At 44.4% G+C, this 25,041-nt stretch carries 12 protein-coding genes, 2 tRNA genes and 3 rRNA genes; 14 read left to right on the top strand and 3 right to left on the bottom strand.

The features are described 5' to 3' along the window. The first annotated feature begins 413 nt into the window (after positions 1-413). From K6V26_RS20725 to K6V26_RS20700, 6 genes are all read left to right on the top strand, one after another. Positions 414-1,940 (top strand): 16S ribosomal RNA (locus K6V26_RS20725). 146 nt (positions 1,941-2,086) lie between these two features. Continuing rightward, positions 2,087-2,160 (top strand) — tRNA-Ile (locus K6V26_RS20720). Positions 2,161-2,183: 23 nt separating this feature from the next. Next, positions 2,184-2,257: transfer RNA gene (locus K6V26_RS20715), tRNA-Ala, on the top strand. A gap of 131 nt (positions 2,258-2,388) precedes the next feature. Next, positions 2,389-5,266, top strand: a 23S ribosomal RNA gene (locus K6V26_RS20710). A gap of 104 nt (positions 5,267-5,370) precedes the next feature. Next, positions 5,371-5,481 (top strand): 5S ribosomal RNA (rrf, locus tag K6V26_RS20705). Together the 16S, 23S and 5S rRNA genes with 2 tRNA genes alongside form the textbook arrangement of a ribosomal RNA operon. Positions 5,482-5,583: 102 nt before the next feature. Then, the gene (locus tag K6V26_RS20700; protein ID WP_007655894.1) at positions 5,584-6,393 is read left to right on the top strand and encodes an alpha/beta hydrolase; all 810 of its coding nucleotides are present in this window, start codon (positions 5,584-5,586) and stop codon (positions 6,391-6,393) included. 37 nt (positions 6,394-6,430) lie between these two features. Here the strand turns inward: K6V26_RS20700 and K6V26_RS20695 are convergent, their stop codons facing one another. Then, entirely contained in the window at positions 6,431-6,751 is a 321-nt protein-coding gene (locus K6V26_RS20695) for a YbjQ family protein (RefSeq protein ID WP_010801405.1), read from the bottom strand. 10 nt (positions 6,752-6,761) lie between these two features. Further along, positions 6,762-9,020: a GH92 family glycosyl hydrolase gene (locus tag K6V26_RS20690; protein ID WP_224263717.1), complete on the bottom strand. Its 2,259-nt coding sequence runs from the start codon at positions 9,018-9,020 to the stop codon at positions 6,762-6,764. A 165-nt stretch (positions 9,021-9,185) separates the two neighbouring features. Here K6V26_RS20690 and K6V26_RS20685 point away from each other — a divergent pair, with 165 nt between their 5' ends. The 5 genes from K6V26_RS20685 to K6V26_RS20665 all read left to right on the top strand — a co-directional run bounded on the left by K6V26_RS20685 (position 9,186) and on the right by K6V26_RS20665 (position 11,383). Continuing rightward, a complete protein-coding gene (locus tag K6V26_RS20685; protein ID WP_007655888.1) occupies positions 9,186-9,440 on the top strand; it encodes a sigma factor in 255 nt (84 codons plus the stop codon). Positions 9,441-9,458: 18 nt separating this feature from the next. Then, positions 9,459-9,779 carry a hypothetical protein gene (locus K6V26_RS20680; protein WP_010801408.1) on the top strand — a complete coding sequence of 107 codons (321 nt, stop codon included), beginning with the start codon at positions 9,459-9,461 and terminating at the stop codon, positions 9,777-9,779. Positions 9,780-9,859: 80 nt separating this feature from the next. Beyond that, positions 9,860-10,138, top strand: coding sequence for a LysO family transporter (locus tag K6V26_RS20675; RefSeq protein WP_007655885.1), 279 nt, complete (start codon positions 9,860-9,862; stop codon positions 10,136-10,138). After that, positions 10,135-10,761, top strand: coding sequence for a lysine exporter LysO family protein (locus K6V26_RS20670; RefSeq protein ID WP_195437214.1), 627 nt, complete (start codon positions 10,135-10,137; stop codon positions 10,759-10,761). The genes K6V26_RS20675 and K6V26_RS20670 overlap by 4 nt, the downstream gene beginning before the upstream one ends. A 25-nt stretch (positions 10,762-10,786) precedes the next feature. Continuing rightward, positions 10,787-11,383: a restriction endonuclease subunit S domain-containing protein gene (locus K6V26_RS20665; protein ID WP_224263716.1), complete on the top strand. Its 597-nt coding sequence runs from the start codon at positions 10,787-10,789 to the stop codon at positions 11,381-11,383. A gap of 116 nt (positions 11,384-11,499) precedes the next feature. On the opposite strand, the gene K6V26_RS20660 is transcribed toward K6V26_RS20665, so the two are convergent. Next, a complete protein-coding gene (locus K6V26_RS20660) occupies positions 11,500-14,784 on the bottom strand; it encodes a S41 family peptidase (protein WP_224263715.1) in 3,285 nt (1,094 codons plus the stop codon). 1,491 nt (positions 14,785-16,275) lie between these two features. On the opposite strand from K6V26_RS20660, the gene K6V26_RS20655 reads away from it, so the two are divergent. The 3 genes from K6V26_RS20655 to K6V26_RS20645 all read left to right on the top strand — a co-directional run bounded on the left by K6V26_RS20655 (position 16,276) and on the right by K6V26_RS20645 (position 25,024). Beyond that, complete coding sequence (locus K6V26_RS20655) at positions 16,276-19,578, top strand: SusC/RagA family TonB-linked outer membrane protein (RefSeq protein ID WP_224263714.1); 3,303 nt, start codon at positions 16,276-16,278, stop codon at positions 19,576-19,578. A gap of 121 nt (positions 19,579-19,699) precedes the next feature. Continuing rightward, positions 19,700-21,535 (top strand): RagB/SusD family nutrient uptake outer membrane protein, encoded by a 1,836-nt coding sequence (locus K6V26_RS20650; protein ID WP_262905143.1) that lies wholly within the window; start codon positions 19,700-19,702, stop codon positions 21,533-21,535. A gap of 246 nt (positions 21,536-21,781) precedes the next feature. After that, on the top strand, positions 21,782-25,024 hold the full coding sequence (locus K6V26_RS20645) for a S41 family peptidase (protein WP_224263712.1): 3,243 nt from the start codon (positions 21,782-21,784) through the stop codon (positions 25,022-25,024). The last annotated feature ends 17 nt before the right edge of the window (positions 25,025-25,041 follow it).

Raw genomic sequence — 25,041 nt, 5'->3', positions numbered from 1 at the left:
AGTCCTCTTTGTGCGTACATTATATTACAATGCCTGCCGTTAAAAAAATAAATGAAAAATAGTTGGTAAAAAGTTTGGAACGTATGTAGTAATCTACTACTTTTGCACCCGCATTCGAGAGAGAACGGCGCACCAACATGATGAAAGAGGTAACCTGAGGAAAGGGGATGAGGTTAGAGGTTCTAAGCAAAATTCCAACCGCCACAGCGACTCAAAAAAAACTTTTCAAATTTTTCTTCTAAAAAATTTGGTGGTTTAAAAAAAGTCCTTACCTTTGCAGCCGCAATCGAAAAGAAAGCGAAAGTTCTTTGAAAGATTTACATATCAACAAGTAGTACAAGTATTAGAAATTAATACCGTCAATAACTTGAAATAAATACGAATTCTGAGCATAGAGATATAAAACAATTTAAACAACGAAGAGTTTGATCCTGGCTCAGGATGAACGCTAGCGACAGGCTTAACACATGCAAGTCGAGGGGCAGCACGGTGTAGCAATACATTGGTGGCGACCGGCGCACGGGTGAGTAACGCGTATGCAACCTACCTATCAGAGGGGAATAACCCGGCGAAAGTCGGACTAATACCGCATAAAACAGGGGTTCCACATGGAAATATTTGTTAAAGATTTATCGCTGATAGATGGGCATGCGTTCCATTAGATAGTTGGTGAGGTAACGGCTCACCAAGTCTACGATGGATAGGGGTTCTGAGAGGAAGGTCCCCCACACTGGTACTGAGACACGGACCAGACTCCTACGGGAGGCAGCAGTGAGGAATATTGGTCAATGGGCGAGAGCCTGAACCAGCCAAGTCGCGTGAAGGATGAAGGATCTATGGTTTGTAAACTTCTTTTATATGGGAATAAAGTGAGGAACGTGTTCCTTTTTGTATGTACCATATGAATAAGCATCGGCTAACTCCGTGCCAGCAGCCGCGGTAATACGGAGGATGCGAGCGTTATCCGGATTTATTGGGTTTAAAGGGTGCGTAGGTGGTTAATTAAGTCAGCGGTGAAAGTTTGTGGCTCAACCATAAAATTGCCGTTGAAACTGGTTGACTTGAGTATATTTGAGGTAGGCGGAATGCGTGGTGTAGCGGTGAAATGCATAGATATCACGCAGAACTCCGATTGCGAAGGCAGCTTACTAAACTATAACTGACACTGAAGCACGAAAGCGTGGGGATCAAACAGGATTAGATACCCTGGTAGTCCACGCAGTAAACGATGATTACTAGCTGTTTGCGATACACAGTAAGCGGCACAGCGAAAGCGTTAAGTAATCCACCTGGGGAGTACGCCGGCAACGGTGAAACTCAAAGGAATTGACGGGGGCCCGCACAAGCGGAGGAACATGTGGTTTAATTCGATGATACGCGAGGAACCTTACCCGGGTTTGAACGCATATTGACAGCTCTGGAAACAGAGTCTCTAGTAATAGCAATTTGCGAGGTGCTGCATGGTTGTCGTCAGCTCGTGCCGTGAGGTGTCGGCTTAAGTGCCATAACGAGCGCAACCCTTATCACTAGTTACTAACAGGTCATGCTGAGGACTCTAGTGAGACTGCCAGCGTAAGCTGTGAGGAAGGTGGGGATGACGTCAAATCAGCACGGCCCTTACATCCGGGGCGACACACGTGTTACAATGGTGGGGACAAAGGGCAGCTACCGTGTGAGCGGATGCTAATCTCCAAACCCCATCTCAGTTCGGATCGAAGTCTGCAACCCGACTTCGTGAAGCTGGATTCGCTAGTAATCGCGCATCAGCCATGGCGCGGTGAATACGTTCCCGGGCCTTGTACACACCGCCCGTCAAGCCATGGGAGTTGGGGGTACCTAAAGTCCGTAACCGCAAGGATCGGCCTAGGGTAAAACCGATGACTGGGGCTAAGTCGTAACAAGGTAGCCGTACCGGAAGGTGCGGCTGGAACACCTCCTTTCTGGAGCGAAGAGTTCGTTATCAAGTTGACAAAAGGTATTAGTTAACTTGTACTACGGTTGAATATGTATAAAATATAGATCTACCGGCAATAAAGTGTCGGCAAGAGAGAAAAATGATGCTGAGGGAAACCAAGGCAAAGTTGACAGTCCTATAGCTCAGTTGGTTAGAGCGCTACACTGATAATGTAGAGGTCGGCAGTTCAACTCTGCCTGGGACTACAGAATCTCTGAGAGAGAATTTTGGGGGATTAGCTCAGCTGGCTAGAGCATCTGCCTTGCACGCAGAGGGTCAACGGTTCGAATCCGTTATTCTCCACAAAAAGTTACCGAGACATAGGAAACGTAGAGTAACGACAAGATCTTTGACATGATGGACAACGTAAAATAAAGTAACAAGAGCAAGCTGAAGATATATCAATCCAATTTACCCCTGTGGTAACCGGAAATAAGAAAGTAAGCAAGGGCAGACGGTGGATGCCTTGGCTCTCGGAGGCGACGAAGGACGTGATAAGCTGCGATAAGCTGGGGGGAGATGCAAATAATCTTTGATCCTCAGATTTCCGAATGGGGCAACCCGGCAGGTTGAAGGCCTGTCATCCCGTAATGGGAGGCGAACGTGGGGAACTGAAACATCTAAGTACCCATAGGAGGAGAAAATAAGAATGATTCCGCAAGTAGTGGCGAGCGAACGCGGAAGAGCCCAAACCGGTATTGTTTAGGCAATACCGGGGTTGTAGGACCACGTTGTGGCAAGAACTTAGGAAAGTGGAACACTTTGGAAAAAGTGATCGTAGAGGGTGAAAATCCCGTACACGACTTTCTAACGAAGCCTAGTGGTATCCTGAGTAGCGCGGAGCACGAGAAATTCTGTGTGAATTAGCGGGGCCCATCCCGTAAGGCTAAATACTCCCGAGAGACCGATAGCGAACCAGTACCGTGAGGGAAAGGTGAAAAGAACCTCGAACAGAGGAGTGAAATAGACCCTGAACCCGTCTGCCTACAAGCGGTCGGAGCAACGTAAGTTGTGACGGCGTGCCTTTTGCATAATGAACCTACGAGTTACTTTCTCCGGCAAGGTTAAGTATTTCAGATACGGAGCCGAAGCGAAAGCGAGTCTGAACAGGGCGAATTAGTCGGAGGGAGTAGACGCGAAACCAAGTGATCTACCCATGGTCAGGTTGAAGGTTAGGTAACACTAACTGGAGGACCGAACCGGTAAGCGTTGAAAAGCTTTCGGATGAACTGTGGGTAGGGGTGAAAGGCTAATCAAACTTGGAGATAGCTCGTACTCCCCGAAATGCATTTAGGTGCAGCCTAGGGTTAGTATAGTATGAGGTAGAGCGACTGATTGGATGCGAGGGCTTCACCGCCTATCAAGTCCAGATAAACTCCGAATGCGTACTATATATTGCCCTGGAGTGAGGGCGCGGGTGCTAAGGTCCGCGTCCGAGAGGAGAAGAATCCAGACCATCAGCTAAGGTCCCCAAATAACAGTTAAGTTGAACTAACGAAGTCAGACTGCAGAGACAGCTAGGATGTTGGCTTGGAAGCAGCCATTCATTTAAAGAGTGCGTAACAGCTCACTAGTCGAGGAGTTTGGCGTGGATAATACTCGGGCATAAACTGTTTACCGAAGCTATGGATCCAGTAATGGATGGTAGGGGAGCATTCCAGTGGCGTTGAAGGTGAGGGATAACCCTTGCTGGAGTAGCTGGAAAAGCAAATGTAGGTATAAGTAACGATAAAGGAAGTGAGAAACTTCCTCGCCGAAAGACTAAGGTTTCCTGATCAACGTTAATCGGATCAGGGTAAGTCGGGACCTAAGGATAAGCCGAACGGCGATTCCGATGGAAGAATGGTTTAATATTCCCATACTACTTTATAGAGCGATGTGGAGACGGAGAAGTGACAGTCCTGCCAACTGACGGAATAGTTGGTTAAAGGGTGTAGACGTTGATCGCGGTAGGCAAATCCGCCGTGAGAGTCGAACCTGAGAGTATGCCGAGTACTTGTACAAGGCAATATGGATGTAAACAGGCTCCCTAGAAAATCCGCTAAGCATATCTATAGAGTACCCGTACCGTAAACGGACACACGTAGTTGGGTTGAGAATACTGAGGCGCTCGAGTGATTCACGGTTAAGGAACTAGGCAAATTGACCCTGTAACTTCGGGATAAAGGGTCCCTGTCAGCGATGGCGGGGCGCAGAGAATAGGTCCAGGCAACTGTTTAACAAAAACACATGGCTGTGCGAAATAGAAATATGAAGTATACAGCCTGACACCTGCCCGGTGCTGGAAGGTTAAGAGGAGAGCTCATCGCAAGAGAAGGTTTGAATTGAAGCCCCAGTAAACGGCGGCCGTAACTATAACGGTCCTAAGGTAGCGAAATTCCTTGTCGGGTAAGTTCCGACCTGCACGAATGGTGTAATGATCTGGACACTGTCTCAACCGTGAGCTCGGTGAAATTGTAGTATCGGTGAAGATGCCGATTACCCGCGATGGGACGAAAAGACCCCGTGAACCTTTACTATAGCTTTACATTGAATTTGGGCAACTAATGTGTAGGATAGGCCGGAGACTGCGAAGCAGGCACGCCAGTGTCGGTGGAGTCGCCGTTGAAATACGGCCCTTTGGTTGTTTGAGTTCTAACTTGCTAAAGCAAGGACACTGTATGGTGGGTAGTTTGACTGGGGTGGTCGCCTCCAAAAGAGTAACGGAGGCTTCTAAAGGTACCCTCAGACCGATTGGTAACCGGTCGTAGAGTGTAATGGCATAAGGGTGCTTGACTGGGAGAGAGACAACTCGATCAGGTAGGAAACTAGAGCATAGTGATCCGGTGGTTCCGCATGGAAGGGCCATCGCTCAAAGGATAAAAGGTACTCCGGGGATAACAGGCTGATCGCTCCCAAGAGCTCATATCGACGGAGCGGTTTGGCACCTCGATGTCGGCTCGTCACATCCTGGGGCTGGAGAAGGTCCCAAGGGTTGGGCTGTTCGCCCATTAAAGTGGCACGCGAGCTGGGTTCAGAACGTCGTGAGACAGTTCGGTCTCTATCTATCGTGGGCGTAGGAGATTTGAGTGGCTCTGACACTAGTACGAGAGGACCGTGTTGGACAGACCTCTGGTTTACCGGTTGTACCGCCAGGTGCACCGCCGGGTATCTAAGTCTGGATTGGATAAGTGCTGAAAGCATCTAAGTACGAAGCCAGCCTCAAGATAAGATCTCCCTGAGGGTCGTTGTAGACTACGACGTTGATAGGCTACAGGTGTAAGGGCAGTAATGTCGAAGCCGAGTAGTACTAATAGCCCGAGACTTTCTATTTCCGGAAGGAAGGATTGATATATCAGCAGGGTTAGTAGAGATACTGACAAAGCGAAGGTTACTGAAAGAGTAGCGTTGTCCAGGTCAAACATCTTAAAAGGTATTAAGGTGGTTATAGCGTTGGGGATCCACCTCTTCCCATTCCGAACAGAGAAGTTAAGCCCAACCACGTCGATGGTACTGCGTAAAAGTGGGAGAGTAGATAGCCGCCGTTTTAGAGTCACAGACTCCAAACAAATGAAAGGAATCAATCGAAAGGTTGGTTCCTTTTTTATTTATAATAATATCATTTATCTTTGTCCCAAAATCAATGCTTTATGATCAAGTCTTATATCTTATTTGTTTTCTTTTTTATCTCTGCTATTCTTTCTGCACAGGAGAGTATTAATTATGCTGTAGTAAAAGATATCCCTTACCGGACTACAGGTGACCCGTATGGTCTGGAACGTTGCAAGCTGGACGTCTATTATCCTGAAAACGGGAAGGACTTCGGGACGGTTGTTTGGTTCCACGGTGGTGGTTTATCCGGTGGAAGTAAGTTTATTCCGGAAGAGTTAAAGAATAGTGGTTTGGCTGTCGTTGCTGTCAATTACCGCTTATTGCCTAAATGTTCGATTAAAGATTGTATTGATGACGCGGCTGCGGCAGTGGCCTGGACATTTAAAACAATAGAAGAATATGGCGGTAGCCGGCAGCGGATATTTGTATCCGGACATTCTGCGGGCGGTTATCTGACAAATATGATCGGGTTGGATAAGAAATGGCTGCAGGTTTACGGTATAGATGCAGATTCAATTGCTGCCCTTATACCTTTCAGTGGACATGCTATCAGCCATTTTGCCTATCGGGAATCGCTGGGAATGAAGGAAACGCAACCCAGTATCGATGAATTTGCTCCGCTTTATTATGTCCGTCCTGATGCTCCTCCTCTAATAATCGTATCAGGCGACCGCGAAATGGAAATGTTGGGGCGTTATGAAGAGAATGCTTATTTCTGGAGAATGATGAAGGTGGCCGGGCATAAAGAGACTTATATCTATGAATTGGATGGATACGATCATGGCTCGATGGCGGCACCGGCTTTTCATATACTAAAGAACCATGTCAGAAGAATTTTAGGGGAATAGAAACAGATGGGGGACTTTTATCCCCCCATCCGTAATTTTATTCATATCGAACTGCGGTACCGGCAGCTGTAACCATCAGCATGCTTCCGCTTCCTCCTACAGTTTCATAATCCAGATCGACAGCAATAACGGCATTGGCTCCCATTCGTGCAGCCTGCTGGCTCATTTCCTGTAAAGCCGTTTCTTTTGCTTCACGCAATACGCTTTCATATGAACCGGCTCGTCCGCCTACTATATCGCGTATTCCGGCAAAGAAATCTTTGAATACGTTTGCTCCTATAATTGTTTCACCGGAAACGATCCCGTAATATTGGGTAATCTTTTTCCCTTCGATGTTGTTTGTTGTTGTCAGTAACATAATTTTCTTTTTATGGATGTGTATTGGTCATTTCAAATACGAGTTTGCCGCCTTTCGCCATCTCGGCATGTGAGAAGAACGGGGTTTCGAGCTCCTTTCCATTCAAAGTAACCGTCCGGATATATTTGTTTTCCGGACTGTTGTTTTTAACCACGATCTCGAAAATGCCGCCTTTTACGTGAATTAAGGCGCGATCTACCATCGGACGGCCCAATGTGTAAACCGGAATACCGGGAGCAACCTGATAGAATCCCAGGGCACTCATTACGTACCATGCTGACATCTGTCCGCAGTCTTCGTTCCCGATGATACCGTCAGGCTTGTTTGTATAGAACTCGCGCATGATATAATCCAGACGTTCCTGGCCTTTCCATGGGGAATCTGTCCAGTTATACAGGTAAGCCATGTGGTGGCTCGGTTCGTTTCCGTGGGCATACTGGCCGATCAGGCCGGTGATGTCGCCGGATGCATGTTCGCCGTCAACCTGTGAAGAGGTAGTAAACAAGGTATCCAGACGTGTTTCCAGTTCTTTTTTGCCACCGATGGTAGCAATGAAGTTGTCCATATCGTGCGGAGCAAAGAAACTCCACTGGAAAGCATTTCCTTCCGTATAATCGCTTCTCATATGAGCTGAATAACGCGGATTGAACGGTGTACGGAATGAACCGTCACTCATGATCGGACGCATCATTTTTGTTTCCGGGTCCAGATAACGTTTGTAATATTCTCCTTTGGCAGCATAAGCCTGAGCCAATGAATCCAGTCCTGCTTTGGCTGCGATCTGCGAGATACACCAGTCTTCGTAAGCCATTTCCAGTCCCCATGAAACGGATTCGGGAACAGAGTCGGCAGGAACGAAGCCATATTTCTCTTTGAAGTACGGATGGAGGGTAATCAGATCCAACTCGCGTGTCCCTTTGAACTTCTCTGCCAGGTCTTCACGGTATACGGAAGAACGGGCACCGGCTTCCGCCCATGTTTTTAGGTCACCGTCTGCCAGGTCTTTGGAAACCAGGTCAGCCAGGACAGATACAGCCGGGTAGCCGACCATACAGCCGGTATAGCTTGAAGCCAGCGGCCATTTGGGAAGAATACCACCTTCTTTATATCCTTGTACCAACACTTTACCCCAGTCGGCAGCCAGTTCCGGATTGATGATCGTCATCAGCGGGTGAAGGGCACGGAAAGTATCCCACAGGGAGAATACGGAATAATTAACGTATCCCGGTTCCGCCTTATGCACCTTTTTGTCCATACCCAGATAACGACCGTCTACGTCCTGATAGGCGAACGGTGCGATCATCGTATGATATAATGCCGTATAGAAGTTGACCATTACGGTCGGGTCAGCGCTCTGAATTTCGATTGCGTTCAGGGCATCGTTCCATATTTCAGCCGATTTGATGCGGGTTGCTTCGAAATCCCATCCCGGAAGTTCTACTTCCAGATTCTTTTCGGCTCCGTCAGTATCAACCATGGAAAGGGCAACCTTTACGTACAGAGGTTCTGCTTTTTCCGGGAACTTATAATGGAATTTCAGGTCTTCTTCCGTATTGATGCGCAGGAACAAAGAATCCTGACGTAATTTGCCTCCGATGTATTGGTAAACGGTTTCGATCGGCTCAGAGAAAGTGATCCGGTAAGAAACCGAATGGAAATGTGCCCATCCCTGTGTACGTACTGTACCTTCAACCGTCGAGTCGTTAACAAACAGGTAACTGTTATCTACCAGTTTGTGTCCCCAGTTCGGTTGCAGGATATGTCCCAGGTCGAGCATAACGCGGCGGTCTTTGGGATTATCGTAAGTATATTTATGAAAGCCGACTTTATCAGTGCTCGTCAGCTCTACGTTTACACCGAAGTTATCCAGACGTACGGCGTAATAACCCGGAGTCGCTTTTTCGGTATCTTTATTGAAAAGTCCGACCGGTTTGATCGAATCGCCTCCGGAGAAAGGCAATAGAGCCACATCACCCAGGTCGCCGATACCGGTACCGGAAAGGTGCGTATGACTGAATCCATAGATTTCGCGGTCGTCATAATGGTAACCGCTGCTGGCATCCCAACCCATGATATGCGTATCCGGACTGACCTGTACCATCGCAAACGGGCGGGTGGCACCGGGGAAAGTATGACCGTGGAATCCGGTTCCTATGAACGGGTCGACATACTTGATTTCATCACTTAATAACCCACTGTTGGGAGCCGGCTTGCATCCTACCAGCAGGCAAACTAAGACTACCTGAAAGAATAAGATCGTTTTCTTCACTGTTTATTTTGATTTAGTTTAAAATTAGCGGACTAAAACTATTTAATTAGCACAGCTACAAATATAATGAAAAAGAACTATATACAGGTCTTTTTCCTTTTATGAATAAAAAAGTCACAAAAAACTGCAACCTTTTACCAGGCTGTCTCGTCTAATATAACAGAGATGAAAACAGATGAGTTCATAACAAGGATACTGCCTTTAAAAGACAACCTGTTGCGGGTTGCTTACAGGATCACCGGAAATGCAGAGCGTTCCGAACAGATCGTTCAGGACGTGATGTTGAAGGTCTGGGGAGAGCGTGCCGCCTGGATTGTGATAGAGGATATTCCATCTTATTGCCTGATGGTGACACGTAATATGGCGCTGGATACAATTAATTTACAGCGGAAGCGGACAGAAAGTTTTACCGTCAGATAACTCTTTTATAGAAATAATATGGATTATAACCGTATTACATCGTTATTAGACAAATACTGGGAATGTGCGACCACGATTGAAGAAGAACGGGAGTTACGCCACTTTTTCTCGTCAGACGCATTACCGCCTGAGTTGCGTCCTTATAAGGCATGGTTTCTGACACCGGAAGCAGAGACATTGCCGCCTTTAGGGAAAGAGTTTGACTTGAAGGTGTTACAGCAGATCACCCGGGAGAAAAAGCTACGCCGCCTCCGTCTGTTTTATTCTTTTTCGGCTTTGGGGTTGGTCATACTGGTTCTTTTGACGATCCTCTTGCTGACATCTTCTTTTATGTTGTAATGTTGCTGTGTTTAATATGAAGCCTTGCGGATTTGTTCTGCAAGGCTCTTTCTGTTACCTTTGCGGAAAAATAACAAACTATGTTCACGGTAATCGGAATCATGTTCGGAGGTATCGCCGTAGGATATCTATTGCGCAAAGTCGAACTGCTGCAAAAGATAGGCAAACCTATTTCTTATACGATCCTGCTATTGTTGTTTCTGCTGGGTATTTCGGTGGGGGCCAACGATGCTATTGTAAACAACCTGACAACATTAGGCGGACAGGCTTTCCTGATCGCCTTGGCCGGAACGACCGGAAGTGTTTTAGCCGCCTGGGGAGTCTATCATTTCTTTTTTAAGGAAAGGAGGAGAGAATGAAAGGGAGTCTGATTGTAGTCGGATTCTTCGCTTTGGGCTGTGTTCTCGGATGGAGCGGGTATCTGCCGGAAGTGGTCGTTAAGAACGATATCACCATGTATGTACTTTACCTGCTGATGTTTCAGGTCGGGTTGAGTATCGGGAGTGATAAGAAGTTGAAAGATATATTGTGCAGTATCCGTCCCAAGCTGTTGCTGGTTCCGTTGGCAACTATTATCGGGACGCTGACGGCGTCGGCTTTGGTGAGTTTACTGATTACCAAATGGAGTGTGTTCGATTGCCTGGCGGTAGGAAGTGGTTTTGCCTATTACTCATTGTCTTCTATCCTGATTACGGAGTTGAAAGAGGCGTCGCTGGGTGTACAGATGGCGACGGAGTTAGGAACAATCGCATTGATCGCCAATATCATCCGTGAGATTATGGCGTTGCTGGGCGCCCCGTTGTTTGTCAAGTATTTTGGGCGATTAGCTCCTATCTGTGCCGGCGGTGCCACGACGATGGATACAACATTACCGATTATTACGCGTTATTCAGGAAAGGATCTGGTATTCGTTTCTATCTTTCACGGCATTTTGGTCGATTTTACGGTACCGTTCTTTGTTTCTTTTTTCTGTTCGATGTAAATTAATAAATGGAGTAGGAACCTTTATGAAGCACTTACTGATCGTTTTATTGTTGATAATCTCATTCGGTGTAACCGCTCAACCGGCACGAAGACTGGAAAAGTCGGCTGCGGATGGCCCTATCCCTGTAGGACAAGCTGTTTTTTACGGTGAATTTATTCAGCGACTGAAGAAATTCAAAAGTGGCGGTTATCCTCAGGATATCCGGCTGATAAATATTGAAACGAACGAGGTGCTTGTCTTCCGGGTGAAGTCGACCTTTAAGACTTCGAAAGAAAATCAATTCTGTTACCTGATCGAACCGGGGACGTATGCAATTCTGAATTATTGGTGGACCGAAAGCAAATGGTACGGTGGCCGCTCTTATATGGAACCTATTTATAAGGGGGAAGATTCCATTCAGGAAACCGAACGGAAAATAAAAAGCAAAGAACAACGTCCCGATGAATTAGTCCTGTTCAAATTTTCTGTTGCCGAAAATACATTGAACTATGTCGGAACATGGCATTTCGAGAACTCCCCTGTTTTCTTCACCAACGACAAGGAAGAAACTGACGAAGAAATGCAGGGTAAATACAAAAAACTTGATTTTCGGTCTTCCCGCACGGCTATACCGGATTAATCGTTATTCTGTTTATCTGTAATAGCGACCTGTTTGTCGGGTATAAAGCGGGTATAAAAGAAGGAGGTTGTATCAATAAAAACTTTGATGTAACCTCCTTTTTTATGTTCTGATTTTTATTTCTTTACTGTCTGCAACATTACTTTTACCGCTTCTTCCAGTTGATGGTCTTCGCCTTTCAACTGTGATTCCGGTGTGTTGTAGATTTCGATATCCGGCTGCAGTTCATGGTTTTCCAGGTAATTACCTTGCATATCCTGAACGCCTACCTGTGGAATACCGAATACGATGGACGGGTCGATCTGCGATTCCCACCATACGGCAGTCATGGTTCCCGGAACAGGAGTACCGATCAGTTTACCGATACCCAACGTCTTGTATACCCAAGGGAAACCATGTGCATTCGAGTAGTTGTCTTCGCAAACCAGTACACACGACGGTTTCAGCCATTTGTTGAACGGATCGCTACCGATATACTGCCCGCGCGGCATGAAACGTTGGTACTCTTTACCACTCAGCAAGGTTGCCAGGTCATCGTGCAACCAGCCTCCGCCGTTATGACGGGTATCCACAATCACCGCTTCTTTGTTACGGCAACGTCCCAGCAGTTCGGAGTAGACTTCGCGGAAACTTTCACTGTTCATGCCTTTAATGTGTACATATCCGATCTTGCCGCCGGACAGTTCATCCACTTTCTTGCGGCAGTTTTCTACCCAACGTTTGTACAGCAGGTTAGATTGTTGGCCATAAGAGATCGGTTTCACCTGCTCTTCGAAACGTTCTTTTGTTGCCGGGTTGTAGACGGACAACAATACTTTCTTTCCGGCTTTACCGCTCAGTAACGGATAATAGTTTTCACCACTTTTGATAGGTTTCTCATTGATCTTTTCAATGATGCAACCCGGTTTGATTTTTGTATCAGCCAATGTCAACGGCCCTTTGGCGATGATCTCGGCAATCTTTAATCCGTCGCCGGTATAGCTGTTATCGTAGAATGCACCCAGGCAGGCTGTAGCCGGAGCGGATGACGATGAATAATACCGGGCACCTGTATGTGAACCGTTCAGTTCGCCCAACAGTTCGGACAACATTTCCTGGAAGTCGTAATTGTTGTTGATATGCGGCAAGTAACGGGCATATGCTGTTTTGTATCCTTCCCAGTCGATGCCATGGATCGTCGGATCGTAGAATTTGTCTTCCACCTGACGCCATATATGATTGAAAATATATTCGCGTTCCTGCGGCGGGCGATAAGAAAACTCAGCCTTGAAGGGGATACCTTTGGTTTTGCTGTCTTTGATCTCCACCTTTTTCAGCTGGCCACCGGATACCAGGAACAGGTTCTCACCTTTCTTGTCGGCAAACATTCTTCCGCCACCGACACCTTTTATCAGTATTTTGGTTGAATTTTCCTTGAAGTTACGTTCCCACAGGTCGTAACCGCTTTCGAAAGCTGCACAATAGTAGAGTTTGTCTCCTTTCGGTGTCAGCACGGCGTCGCCCATATTCGAAGAGTTGATCGTCAGACGGATGACGCGGTCTTTACGGTTTTCCAGATCGAATTTCAATGGTTCGACAGGCTTGTCCGCATCGTCTTTCTTGTCTTTATCATCTTTCTTCTTGTCATCTTTTTTAGCTTTGGAATCTTTCTTATCTTCCTTTTTATCGTCTTTCTTATCCTTGTCTTTGTCCTTATCCTTTTCTTCATCTTCAACTAGGGCAAGTTCTTCCTTGCTCAGGCGGAATTTGTCGTATGCTTCGGCATCGAAGAACATGATATAGGTATCATCCTGTGCACCCCAACTGCCGTGGCTGCGGTAACCGGCACGGTCGGACGACCAGATCATCGCTTTGCCATCAAGTACCCATTTCGGATCACCATCAGAGTATCCGCTTTCGGTCAGGTTGGTAATATCTCCGCTACCATCTGCCTTTACCAGGGCAATATCCTTATTGTTCCATCCGCCGATAGCGATATATTGCACCAGGAACCATTTACTGTCGGGTGACCATTGATAAGTCTGGTCGCCGTCGGCATACGAATAGTTGTATTTACCATCCAAAACAGTACGTACCTGTTTACTTTTCAGATTGATGACGCGTAAAGTGGTACGGTCTTCCAGGAATGCCACTTCTTTACCGTCAGGAGAATAAGTAGGCTGGAAAGACGTTTTGTCGGTAACTACCAGCGGTTCTTCCTTGATTTCTTGTGCGTAAGTAAAATATTTGTCGTCTTTACGAACCAGGCTGCTTTGATAAATGCCCCATGTTTCGCCGCGTTCGGCCGAGTAAACCAATGAACGACCGTCAGGGCTGAAATCTATATTACGCTCTTGCTGCGGCGTATCGGTGATCTGACGGGTTGTTTCATATTCAACCGATGTCACATATACATCTCCTCGTACGATAAAAGCAACCTCTTTTCCGTTCGGAGAGACAGCAATACTGTTTGCCCCGCTCGACATCAGGCGATGGATCAGATTATTTTCGGTCTGGTCGGAGATGATGCTTACCTTTACTTTAGCAGGTTGTCCGCCTTCTTTGACCGTGTAAATCTCACCGTCGTAACCGTAGCATAAAGTACCGTTCTTGTCGGAAGTCAGGAAGCGGACCGGGTGTGTCGTATGGTTTGTTATCTGTTTACCGCTCTTGCCGGTCAGGTCATTCTTAAAGATATTGAAGCTGCCTTTTTCTTCACTCAGATAGTAAAAGGCATTTCCGTTCGGCGACCATACCGGATCGCGGTCTTCTCCACGGAAAGAGGTAATCTTTTTGAATGTACGGTCATTATCCAATGTACATAACCAGATATCGCGGGTAATGGAGGATTGGTGGTGTTTGCGCCAGGGATCTTCATATCCTTTGAAATCGTTATACAATACTTGTTTTCCGTCTTTGCTGAATGCCAGGTTTTCCATAGCCAGCGAGGAGAATAATTCTGGGCGTCCTCCTTGGGTGCCGACCTGATATATTTGGGCGAACAGGGAAGAAGGGAACTGGCTGTCTTTTACATCCTGCTGGATAGAAGCAGAATAAAGGACATGGTCGTTGTCGCTGAATGTTTCCGGATATTCGTTTGCCGAATGTACGGTCAACTGCGTAGGGACACCTCCTTCTTTGTTCATAATGAACACATCGAAGTTTCCGTTGCGGTCGGAAGCGAATGCGATTTGTTTTCCGTCGGGCGACCAGACAGGGCGTGTGTCGTGGGCTGGATGGGTTGTTAACTGGGTAGCTTTACCACCTGTTGTCGGAACGGTATAGATATCCCCCTTGTAAGTAAAGGCGATCATTTCCCCGTTCGGAGATATTGCCGGATAGCGCATCCATAGCGGATCGTTCTCTGCAAATGCCGACCTTGTCAGTAAAAGGGCCGATGTTAAGATCAGTAATTTTTTCATGCGTTTATTAATTTCCGTAAAAATACGAGATTATTTTTATACAAATGTCATATTTAATAATACTTCGGTAAATTTTTACTGAAACTTTAAAGCTGAACCCTGAAAAATGAGAATAAAGGGTGCAATTGGTAGCATTATAGTGTCACCCACCTTCACACAGTAGAGCTAATGGTACTGACACTACTATGCTAGCAAGATGACATAGTAGTACTGGTATAATGGCACAACTAAGTCGTCCATATCGGGTGAACATCTATTAATAGGTCAATCTTCATGGATTTGTCTACTAAACCCTATAATGTACATACCGATACAATATAGGATATAGGTGTGTACATTATAGGGTATGATCTGCAGGAGTATAGGGAAAAGCCGTACGTATTCCTGAAAAAAACTTACACTTTTCTTCCAATGGATAGGCAGGGAATGGGAAACGGGTAGGCATCCGTTCACCATTCCCTGCTAATTCATACAAATCTATGTTTTTATGAATTTTGGAGTCACTCTTCACCATTTTGATTATTACCCTTTGATTATCTTTGTATAGAGGGGTGACGCTACCTTTTTTCCCGGCGTCACCTTGGGTTTGGAGAGGTGACGTCGCTTTTTATATTCGGCGTCACCCATGTGTGTATTGAATATCATACTGTAAAATCATTTAAATGAAGACGTGACTCCGAAAGTTGTAAAAAATTTTATGAGCCTGTTTTTTACTCTTGGCTTTCTATCGGTGAGTCTATTTCTGATATTGTATTTGGTTGACGCATTTAATTTTTTTATTATTTGCAAACAATAAGATAGAGTATTGTTTGCAGCTCATGAGATCTGAAAGTTATGTTAATGGTTGAAGTTTTGTTATTTATTGATAATGAGGATTTTGCTTTTTTAATATAAAGTATGAGAAATAAGGTTAATAACTGCCATAGTTCTAGAAGAACTCTGTCTTTATTTTGGAACAAAACAGAACAGTTGCAAAAATAACGTACAGCATGATATGTCAACATACATTTTTGTCTAATATTGGTGCATTTATTGTCCATGAATAAAAAATTAACAGAATACTAAGAGGCTGTATATTAACAAAGTTCATGAATTATGGTGAATTGTTATCTTATATTAGAACATTGTATACGAAAGAACCAGATGAGCATTTTTTCAAAATTTAGATACACGAATTACTATATTTCTATTAATATTAAATAATAAAGCCTCGCTATTTCCTTAAACATACTATAGCTTCAGTGTTGAAATCAACAGTGATAATAATATTTTGAATTTCAAGAGTTTATATATTGTAAAAATCTTATAGTAAACCTCATTTTATTATGTATCAATGAATAAACTGCCAGAGTTCTTCTAGAACTTAGTAACTTTATATATATTAATATTAAACTTAAAAAACACATGAATTACAAATCTATTTTAAAGCAAAATCGATTTTCTTTGCTTTTAATTGCATTTGCTTTTCCTGTTTCAACAATTACACCTTTTGTGCGCGCGAATACATCAGAGGTATCTATTACGCAACAGAAAAAATCCATTAGCGGTGTAGTTTTTGACGGAGGGATGAATGAACCTTTGATCGGCGCCAATGTGATTGTGAAAGGATCCACAAACGGTACGGTTACAGACATTGACGGGAAATTCTCCCTTGAAGCAAATCCCAATGACATCCTGGTCATTAGTAGCATTGGTTTTAAAACGGTTGAGATCAAAGCATCCGAAGTTGCCAAAGGGAAAGTTACACTACAAGAAGACTCACAAGCACTGGATGAAGTAGTAGTGGTAGGTTATGGTGTGCAGAAGAAAGTTAATCTGACGGGAGCGGTAGCTACCGTGCAGGCAGAAAAATTAGAGAGCCGTGCGACGACCAACTTGTCGAATGCTTTATCTGGTTTGGCAGCCGGTGTGTCCGTAAGTCAAAGTTCCGGAAAACCGGGTAGTGACGGTTCCAGTATTCGTATGCGTGGTATCGGAACTTTCAACAGTAGTTACCTTTCTCCGTTGGTGATAGTAGACGGTTCCGAGGCTAGTATGTCATCTGTAAACAGTGATGATGTTGAATCTATTTCTTTTTTGAAAGATGCAGCCAGCGCTTCTATTTACGGATCACGTGGTGCCAACGGGGTTATTTTGATCACGACCAAGAAAGGGAAAAAAGGTCAGGCTCCTAAAATAACTTATTCGGGTCTTGTCACTAATTCAAAGATGAGCGGTAAGGCATTTCGTTTCGAGGATAATTTTGCTGAGTATATGGAAATGGCGAATCGTTGGAATACGAACCGCAACTATGAGGCCGGTACCAAATATACACAAGCTGATATCGATGAGTGGAGAGAAGGTTTAGTAAAGGCCGCCAGTGATCCGTATGGAACGGATAATCCTTATGGCGTAGCTAATATGTTAGCTTATCCGAGTACGCAGTGGGTGGATGAGATGTTTTTGCCCAGTACGTCGCAAAAACATAATGTGTCGGTTGTCGGTAGCAGCAGTAATACAAACTATTTGCTTTCATTTGGTTTCCTGGATAACCCCGGTACATTGGATAATACCGGCTTGAAGAATTATTCCGGACGTGTCAACGTGGAGACTGAAATCACGAAGTTCTTGACCGTAGGTACTCAGACGTATGCCACATTCCAGAGTCGCGAACCGGGTAATACGAGCTTCTCGTATATGTTCCAGAATACACCGAACATGACTCCTTATTATAATGGTAAGTATGGCGTTTCTGTTGACGGATCTTCTAGCAACAACTTGCTGGCTACCGTGATGAGTCGTGGAGGTTCTTATGATGATACCCGATTGAACACGACATGGTTTGCGCGTGTGAAGATTATTGACGGGTTAACTGCCGAAGGACGCTATAACTATCAAACGTTGTTTAATGAAGAAGCTACTTGGAGCAATTGTATCGATAAAATGAACTTCCGTAATGGTGAATTGTATCCGGGGACTAGTAGCTCGCAGGCTACAACTAAACGTTCTACTACTCGTTATTGGAATCGTACGATAACCGGAACGGTGAATTATAATAAGACGTTTGGCGACCATGATTTGGGAGTTCTCCTTGGTACAGAACAATACTATTGGAATGTGAAGGGATTTAATGCGACTCGTACCGGTTTGCTGGATCTCTCATTACCTGATTTTACGGCTGCTATGGATTTGCTGGAACCGACAGTGGGAGGAACTGCTCAACAAGATTATGGCGTTATCTCATATTTTGGTCGTTTGAATTATGCCTATAAGAATCGTTATTTGTTCGAAGCCAATTTCCGTCGTGATGGTTCGTCTCGTTTTGGTCCGGACTCTCGCTGGGGTACTTTCCCTTCATTTTCTGCTGCATGGCGTATCAGCGAAGAGCCGTTCATGGAAAGCGTAAAGAGTACGATTTCCAACTTGAAGTTGCGTGGTTCTTGGGGTAAACTGGGGAATACGACTTCCGGTTACTATGAATGGCAAGCCACGTATGGCGGTGTGAATTATTCTTTCGGAGAGAATGTATTCGACGGTTTGCGTCAGGGTAAGATCGCTAATTCGAATCTTCGTTGGGAAGCCAGCGAATCTACAGACATAGGACTTGATGTAGGCGTATTAAACAACCGTTTGACATTGGAAGCAGACTGGTATTCGCGTACCACAAAAGGTATTCTGGCTTCTCCTTCCGTTTATATGACAATGGGTACAGTGAGTGCACCTACTACCAATACGTCGGATATGAGAAACCGAGGCGTGGAATTTACTTTGCGTTGGGCTGACCGTATCAAAGATTTTGAATATAGTGTCAGTGCCAATTTAACGTATAATAAAAATAAGATCGTAAAATACAAAGGTAAATATCAGGAAGGTTGGGAAACAGATGCCGACGGTAATCGTTCGTTTGTGACTAATCGTGGAGATGTTGCTGATATCAGCGGCAATACGATTCGTGTAGAAGACCATATGTTTGATGAGTATTATATTTGGGAACGTCATCAGGGAAATGGTAATATTTATTTGGCAGACGGTGTGACTCCTGATCCTAACGGAGGGCCTCGTGACGGTATGATTCGTACTAAAGCTGATTTGGACTGGGTAAAGGCAATGTTGGCTTATCGGGATGCAGATGGCAATAAAGTCTACGATTTTAACGGACAAAGCGTAGGTGCAAACAACGGCTTGTGGTATGGTGAATTGGTGTATGCCGATATAAATGGAGATGGTTATTATGGTTCAAATGCTAATGACCGTGTCTTTACTGGAAAATCTTCAACTCCGAAATTCACTTATGGTATCAATCTTTCGGCTGCATGGAAAGGATTCGATTTAAATATGACTTGGGCAGGTAATGCCGGTATGTATTATTACATTTACGAACGTGGTTTTAACTCCATGAGTAGCAGTAGTTGGCAAGAAGGAACAATTGTTGCTCGTAATGCCCGTAATATTTTCTACTATTGCGATCCTATGTTGGCTGCAACTGACCCGAATTATGATCCGGCTGCTGACCCGAATGCGAACGTCAATGCTATGTATCCGCGTATAGGTAATGAAAATGGTGCTTATCGTGCCAATACCGGTAATCTTTATAATGCGTCTTATATCAAATTGAAAACATTGCAGATCGGTTATACTTTGCCGAAATCATGGGTTCAGAAGGCTTATATCAGTAATTTGCGTGTGTTTGCTTCTTTTGAAAACTTATTGACGATTACAGATTTTCCAGGTGTTGATCCGGAAATAGGTGGAAGCGGTTTCACTGCTTATCCTATTCCCCGTATGATTTCCGGCGGTATAAATCTTACATTCTAATCATTTAATGAATACAAAAATGAAAAAAATAATATATTCTTTATTAGGGTTTGCGTTTTGTGGGTTACTGGGATGTGTTGACTTAGATATGGCACCCTATAACCAAATAGCATCCGGTAATATGTGGACAAATTCAGCGTTGACCAATCAGGGGGTTGCCGGAGTGTATAATAAATTGCGTAATTGGGGTGTTTATAATACTTCTTATGATATGAACACAACCCCGTTTGAAGCCATGTCTATGACAACAGATGCTTATCGTACGATTCCCTATACAAAAGGTACGGCAGGAGCTGATAATGGTTTTTTCTCTACGGTGTGGAAAAACTTATATGAGGGTATTCATCGTGCCAATGACGCTATTGTGAATTTGTCTGTCGAAGGCGGAGGCGGTGTAGAAGAAGACGTTCGACTGCGCTTATTGTCGGAATGCAAATTTTTGCGCGCTTATTATTATATGCGTTTGAATGAACTTTTCGGACGAAACGGATTAGGGGTTCCTGTTTATACCGAGCCATTGGAATCGGTAGAAGATTGTACTAAAGGACAGTCGCCTGAGTCGGAAGTTTGGGATCTGATCGTAAAAGATTTGACCGATTGTATCAATGAACCTAATTTCCCGAATCATTATACGGAATCCGGACGTGCTTGTAAAGGGGCTGCTTATGCTTTACGTGGTAGGGCTTATTTGATGCAGGGTGCCAAATATAATTATGACAATAATGCAGGAAAAGTAACGGGGACTACAATCAACGAAAATCTGTTGAAATTGGCTGTATCTGATTTCGAAAAGGTACAGGGATGCGGTTTCGGTCTTTTCCAGGGTGGTTATGATAAATTATTTACGCAAGAAAATGAAACATGTGAAGAGATGATTTTCTCTTTGACGAACATTTTTAAAGACGGATATGGGTCTTCTATGCATCGGTATTGTGGCACACGTTCTATGATTGATATGGAAGGTACTACCGGATATTCTTATTACCAACCATCTAATGCTTTGGTTGATCTATATGAATATAAGGATGGTACTCCTTTTGACTGGAATGACATCATTCCCGGTTATTTTGATGTACCGGCCAAAGACCGATTGGTATATTTTCTCCGTGATACCTTAAATGACGGAAAAATACTTGGTGGTCCGGAATTGAGAAAAATGGTCAGAAATAAGTTATCGGGTTCTGTTGTCGATCAATATTTGCCGCAAGGGAATGAAGCTCGTTTGAAAAAAGCTTGGGAAAATAGAGATCCGCGTTTGGGTTATAATGTAATTCTCCCGTATGGAGAACCTTATATGGGTGGTGATCCGAATCGTATGAAAGTGGGTGATTACAGTGATATTCCTTATGTATTCCGTTGGCCGGTAAAACAATCAAGCCACCATGTAGATTCACAAGAAGCCGATGATTGGCAAGTAACGGCTCCTTATGATTTGAAACAAGACGGAAACGGCGAAGCAGAATTTGCATATCGTTATCGTAAGTTTGTCATGACCGGTTATCCCCAGTTCGCTTTACAGGGAGATATTGATGAACCGATTATCCGTTATGCTTATGTTCTTTTGATGTGGTCGGAAGCATTGGTCCAATTGGGGGATTTGCCAGGTGCAGCTGAAAAGGTGAATCAGGTTCGCGGGCGTACATCCGTTGAAATGCCACCTTATACGTTTACGAGTAAACAAGATGGTTTGGAAAAACTACGTAATGAATCTCGTCGGGAATTATGTAATGAAGGTGTAAACTTTTACGAGGAGTTGCGTTGGGGTACACTGCGTGAAACAAAATATTCTAAATACATGAACTATGATGCCGGTTCCCTTACTTGCAATGGTATACAGAGTAGCGGTAATGGTGGTGTAAAATGGTCTGAAACGAATGATTACAGTATTTTTCCTGTTCCCAGTGATGAAATAGAGAAGAATCCAAATCTGACTAAAACTCCGGGATGGCTTTATTAAGTATGTTCATTCCGCGATAATTTCTGTCTAAGGGAAAAGCTTAGATAATAGAAAAATAAAGGGGTTGTCTAAAAAGTATTTTTGACTTTATTTTATTCGGATACCTATCTGAGATTGATTTCAAATATTCAATTCTCAAGGTCGAATGAGTCACTTTTTAGACAACCTCATTTTTCTTTTGAGAAAATAATATAGTCGTACCATAGTAATTTTTTTACCTTTGCCCGTAGACTAAACAAATATAACATGAACAAGAAACTTATTCTTTCTTTGCTAGCTTTAGCCGGTGTCCCTGCCTTGATGATGGCGGCGGACGATGCACGCCTGTTGCGTTTCCCGGCAACGAATGGTAATGAGATTGTTTTCTCGTATGCCGGCGATCTTTATAAAGTTCCTGCAAAAGGAGGTGAAGCTCAACGTCTGACTTCGCATGTCGGCTATGAGATGTTTCCTCGCTTTTCTCCTGATGGTAAAACAATTGCTTTTACAGGACAGTATGATGGAAATACGGAAGTGTTCACTATTCCTTCTACCGGAGGCGAACCTTTGCGTGTAACCTATACGGCGACTAATGCACGTGATGACCTGGGTGACCGCATGGGACCGAACAATATCGTGATAGCCTGGACACCCGACGGCAGTCGTATTGTTTACCGCAACCGCATCAGTAGCGGCTTCGACGGTAAATTATATACAGTAGATAAAGAAGGAGGCCTTTCAGAAGTTATACCTTTGCCTGAAGGCGGTTTCTGTAGTTATTCTCCGGATGGAAAACAGTTGGCTTACAATCGTGTAATGCGTGAATTCCGTACCTGGAAATATTATAAGGGAGGTATGGCTGACGATATCTGGATTTATAATCCGGAAAAGAAGTCTGTCGAAAATATAACGGACAATGTGGCTCAGGATATTATTCCGATGTGGATCGATGATGAAATATTTTTCCTTTCTGACCGAGACCGGACAATGAATATCTTTGTTTATAACACAAAAACGAAACAAACGAGTAAAGTCACTGATTTTACAGAATATGATGTAAAGTTCCCGAGTGCAAATGGTCATACTATCGTATTCGAGAACGGTGGTTATATTTATAAAATGGATGCTACGGCGAAAAAGCCGGAAAAAGTAGAGATCAAACTGGCTTCCGATAATATCTATGCCCGTAGTGAAATAAAAGACGGTTCGTCATACCTTACCAATGCTAGTATTTCTCCTGATGGGGAACGTGTGGTAGTAACTACTCGTGGTGAAGTTTTCAACCTGCCTGTAGAAAAAGGCGTGACAAAGAATATTACCCGTTCGCCCGGACAACATGACCGTGAAGCCCAATGGTCGCCTGATGGAAAATATATTGTTTATATTTCGGATGGTACGGGCGAAACAGAACTTTACCTTCAGGATGCCACTGGTGGTGAACCTGTTCAACTGACAAAAGATAACGATACTTATATCCGTTCTTTTGAATGGAGTCCCGATTCAAAATCAATTGTTTATACCGATCGTAAGAACCGGGTAAACCTGCTTGATGTAGCCGGAAAGAAAACAACCGTATTGTTTCAGAACCCGATGGCGGAGATACGCGACGTAACCTTCTCTCCGGATAGTAAATGGCTGACTTATAGCCGTCCGGCGGAAAATCAGGTGAGTATTGTGTATGTTTATGATATTGCTGCACGTAAGGAATATCCTGTTACGGATAAATGGTACGACTCTCATTCTCCGGCCTTCAGTACAGACGGAAAATACTTGATCTTCGCCTCTTCACGTGACTTTAATCCGACTTATGGCTCTTTGGAATGGAACCATGTTTATAACAATATGGGAGGTGTTTATCTGACGTTGCTTCAAAAAGATACTCCTTCTCCATTCCTTCAGAAAGATGCCGAAGTAAAAGTTGCTAAAGAAGAAACGGCTAAGAAAGAGGATAAAAAGAAAGAAGATAAAGATAAGAAAGATGTTTCGACAGAAACCGGTGTAAAGATTGATCTGGAAGGTATAACCGACCGTATTATCAAACTTCCTTTACCGGGTTCTTATTATGGCAATTTTTATTCGGATGGCGAAAAAGTCTGGTATTATGGTCGCGGCGGAACAAAAGTGTACGATCTGAAAAAACAAAAAGAAGATACTGTTGCTGACGGAGCTTCCATGTCTGTTACTCCGGGAAGTAAAAAAGCCCTTTTCTATAAAGGAAGACAGATCTATGTGACCGACATACCTTCCGGCAGTGTTGATCTGAGTAATGCAGTCGATCTTTCCAATATGAAGATTACGGTGGATTATCCGAAAGAATGGGCACAGATATTCGATGAGGCATGGCGTGCTTACCGGGATGGTTTCTATGTGGAGAACATGCATGGTGTGGACTGGAAAGCGATCAAAGAAAAATATGCCGTTCTTCTTCCTTACGTGAAGACTCGTCTGGATCTGAATTATGTGATCGGTGAAATGATTGGCGAACTGAACTGCGGCCATGCCTACGTGAATCCTGGTGAAACAGATCGTCCGAAACGTGTACAGACCGGTCTGTTGGGTGCTGAGATTTCACGTGACAAGAGTGGATTTTTCCGTCTGGAAAAGATATTACCGGGAGCATCCTGGAGTAAAGACCTGCGTTCTCCGTTGACAGAACCGGGTATCGAGGCGAAAGCCGGAGAGTTTATCGTTGCAATCGACGGGATTCCGACTAACAGTGTAAAGGATATGTATTCTTTGTTGGTTGGTAAAGCCGGTATCCCGACAGAACTTTCGTTGAACAGCAAGCCTGAATTGGGGGGAGCTCGTAAAATTGTGATCAGTCCGTTGGCTGAAGAATATTCGTTGTATCATTACAACTGGGTACAGGATAATATCAAGAAAGTGGATAAAGCGACTAACGGCCGTGTAGGATATATCTATATTCCGGATATGGGCGTAGACGGATTAAATGAATTTGCCCGTTATTTCTATCCTCAGCTGGATAAGGAAGGTTTGATCATCGACGACCGTGCCAATGGTGGTGGAAATGTATCTCCGATGATCCTGGAACGTCTTTCCCGCGAACCGTATCGTCTGACCATGCGTCGTGGTTCGAACCATATCGGTACTGTTCCGGATGCCGTACAGGTGGGTCCGAAGGTTTGTTTGATCAATAAATATTCTGCATCGGATGGAGACTTGTTCCCCTGGGGATTCCGTGCTTTGGGACTGGGTAAGCTGATTGGAACCCGTACCTGGGGTGGTATCGTCGGCATTAGCGGCCCACTGCCTTACATGGACGGAACAGATATCCGTGTACCTTTCTTCACCAGCTATGATCCGAAGACGGGTCAGTGGATTATCGAAAACCATGGTGTTGACCCGGATATCCTGATCGACAATGATCCGATTAAGGAATGGAATGGCGAAGACCAGCAGCTGAACAAGGCTATCGAAGAAGTAATGAAAGATCTTCAGAACCGTAAACCGTTGGCTCCGGTTCCGGCTCCGAGGGATTTCAGCAAATAATGTTGAAGTAAAATATG

The sequence above is a fragment of the Parabacteroides goldsteinii genome (genome assembly GCF_020091425.1).
GTDB classification, from domain to species: Bacteria; Bacteroidota; Bacteroidia; order Bacteroidales; family Tannerellaceae; genus Parabacteroides; species Parabacteroides goldsteinii.
Note: the sequence above shows the minus strand (reverse complement) of the source record. Positions and strands in the feature narration are given on the sequence as shown.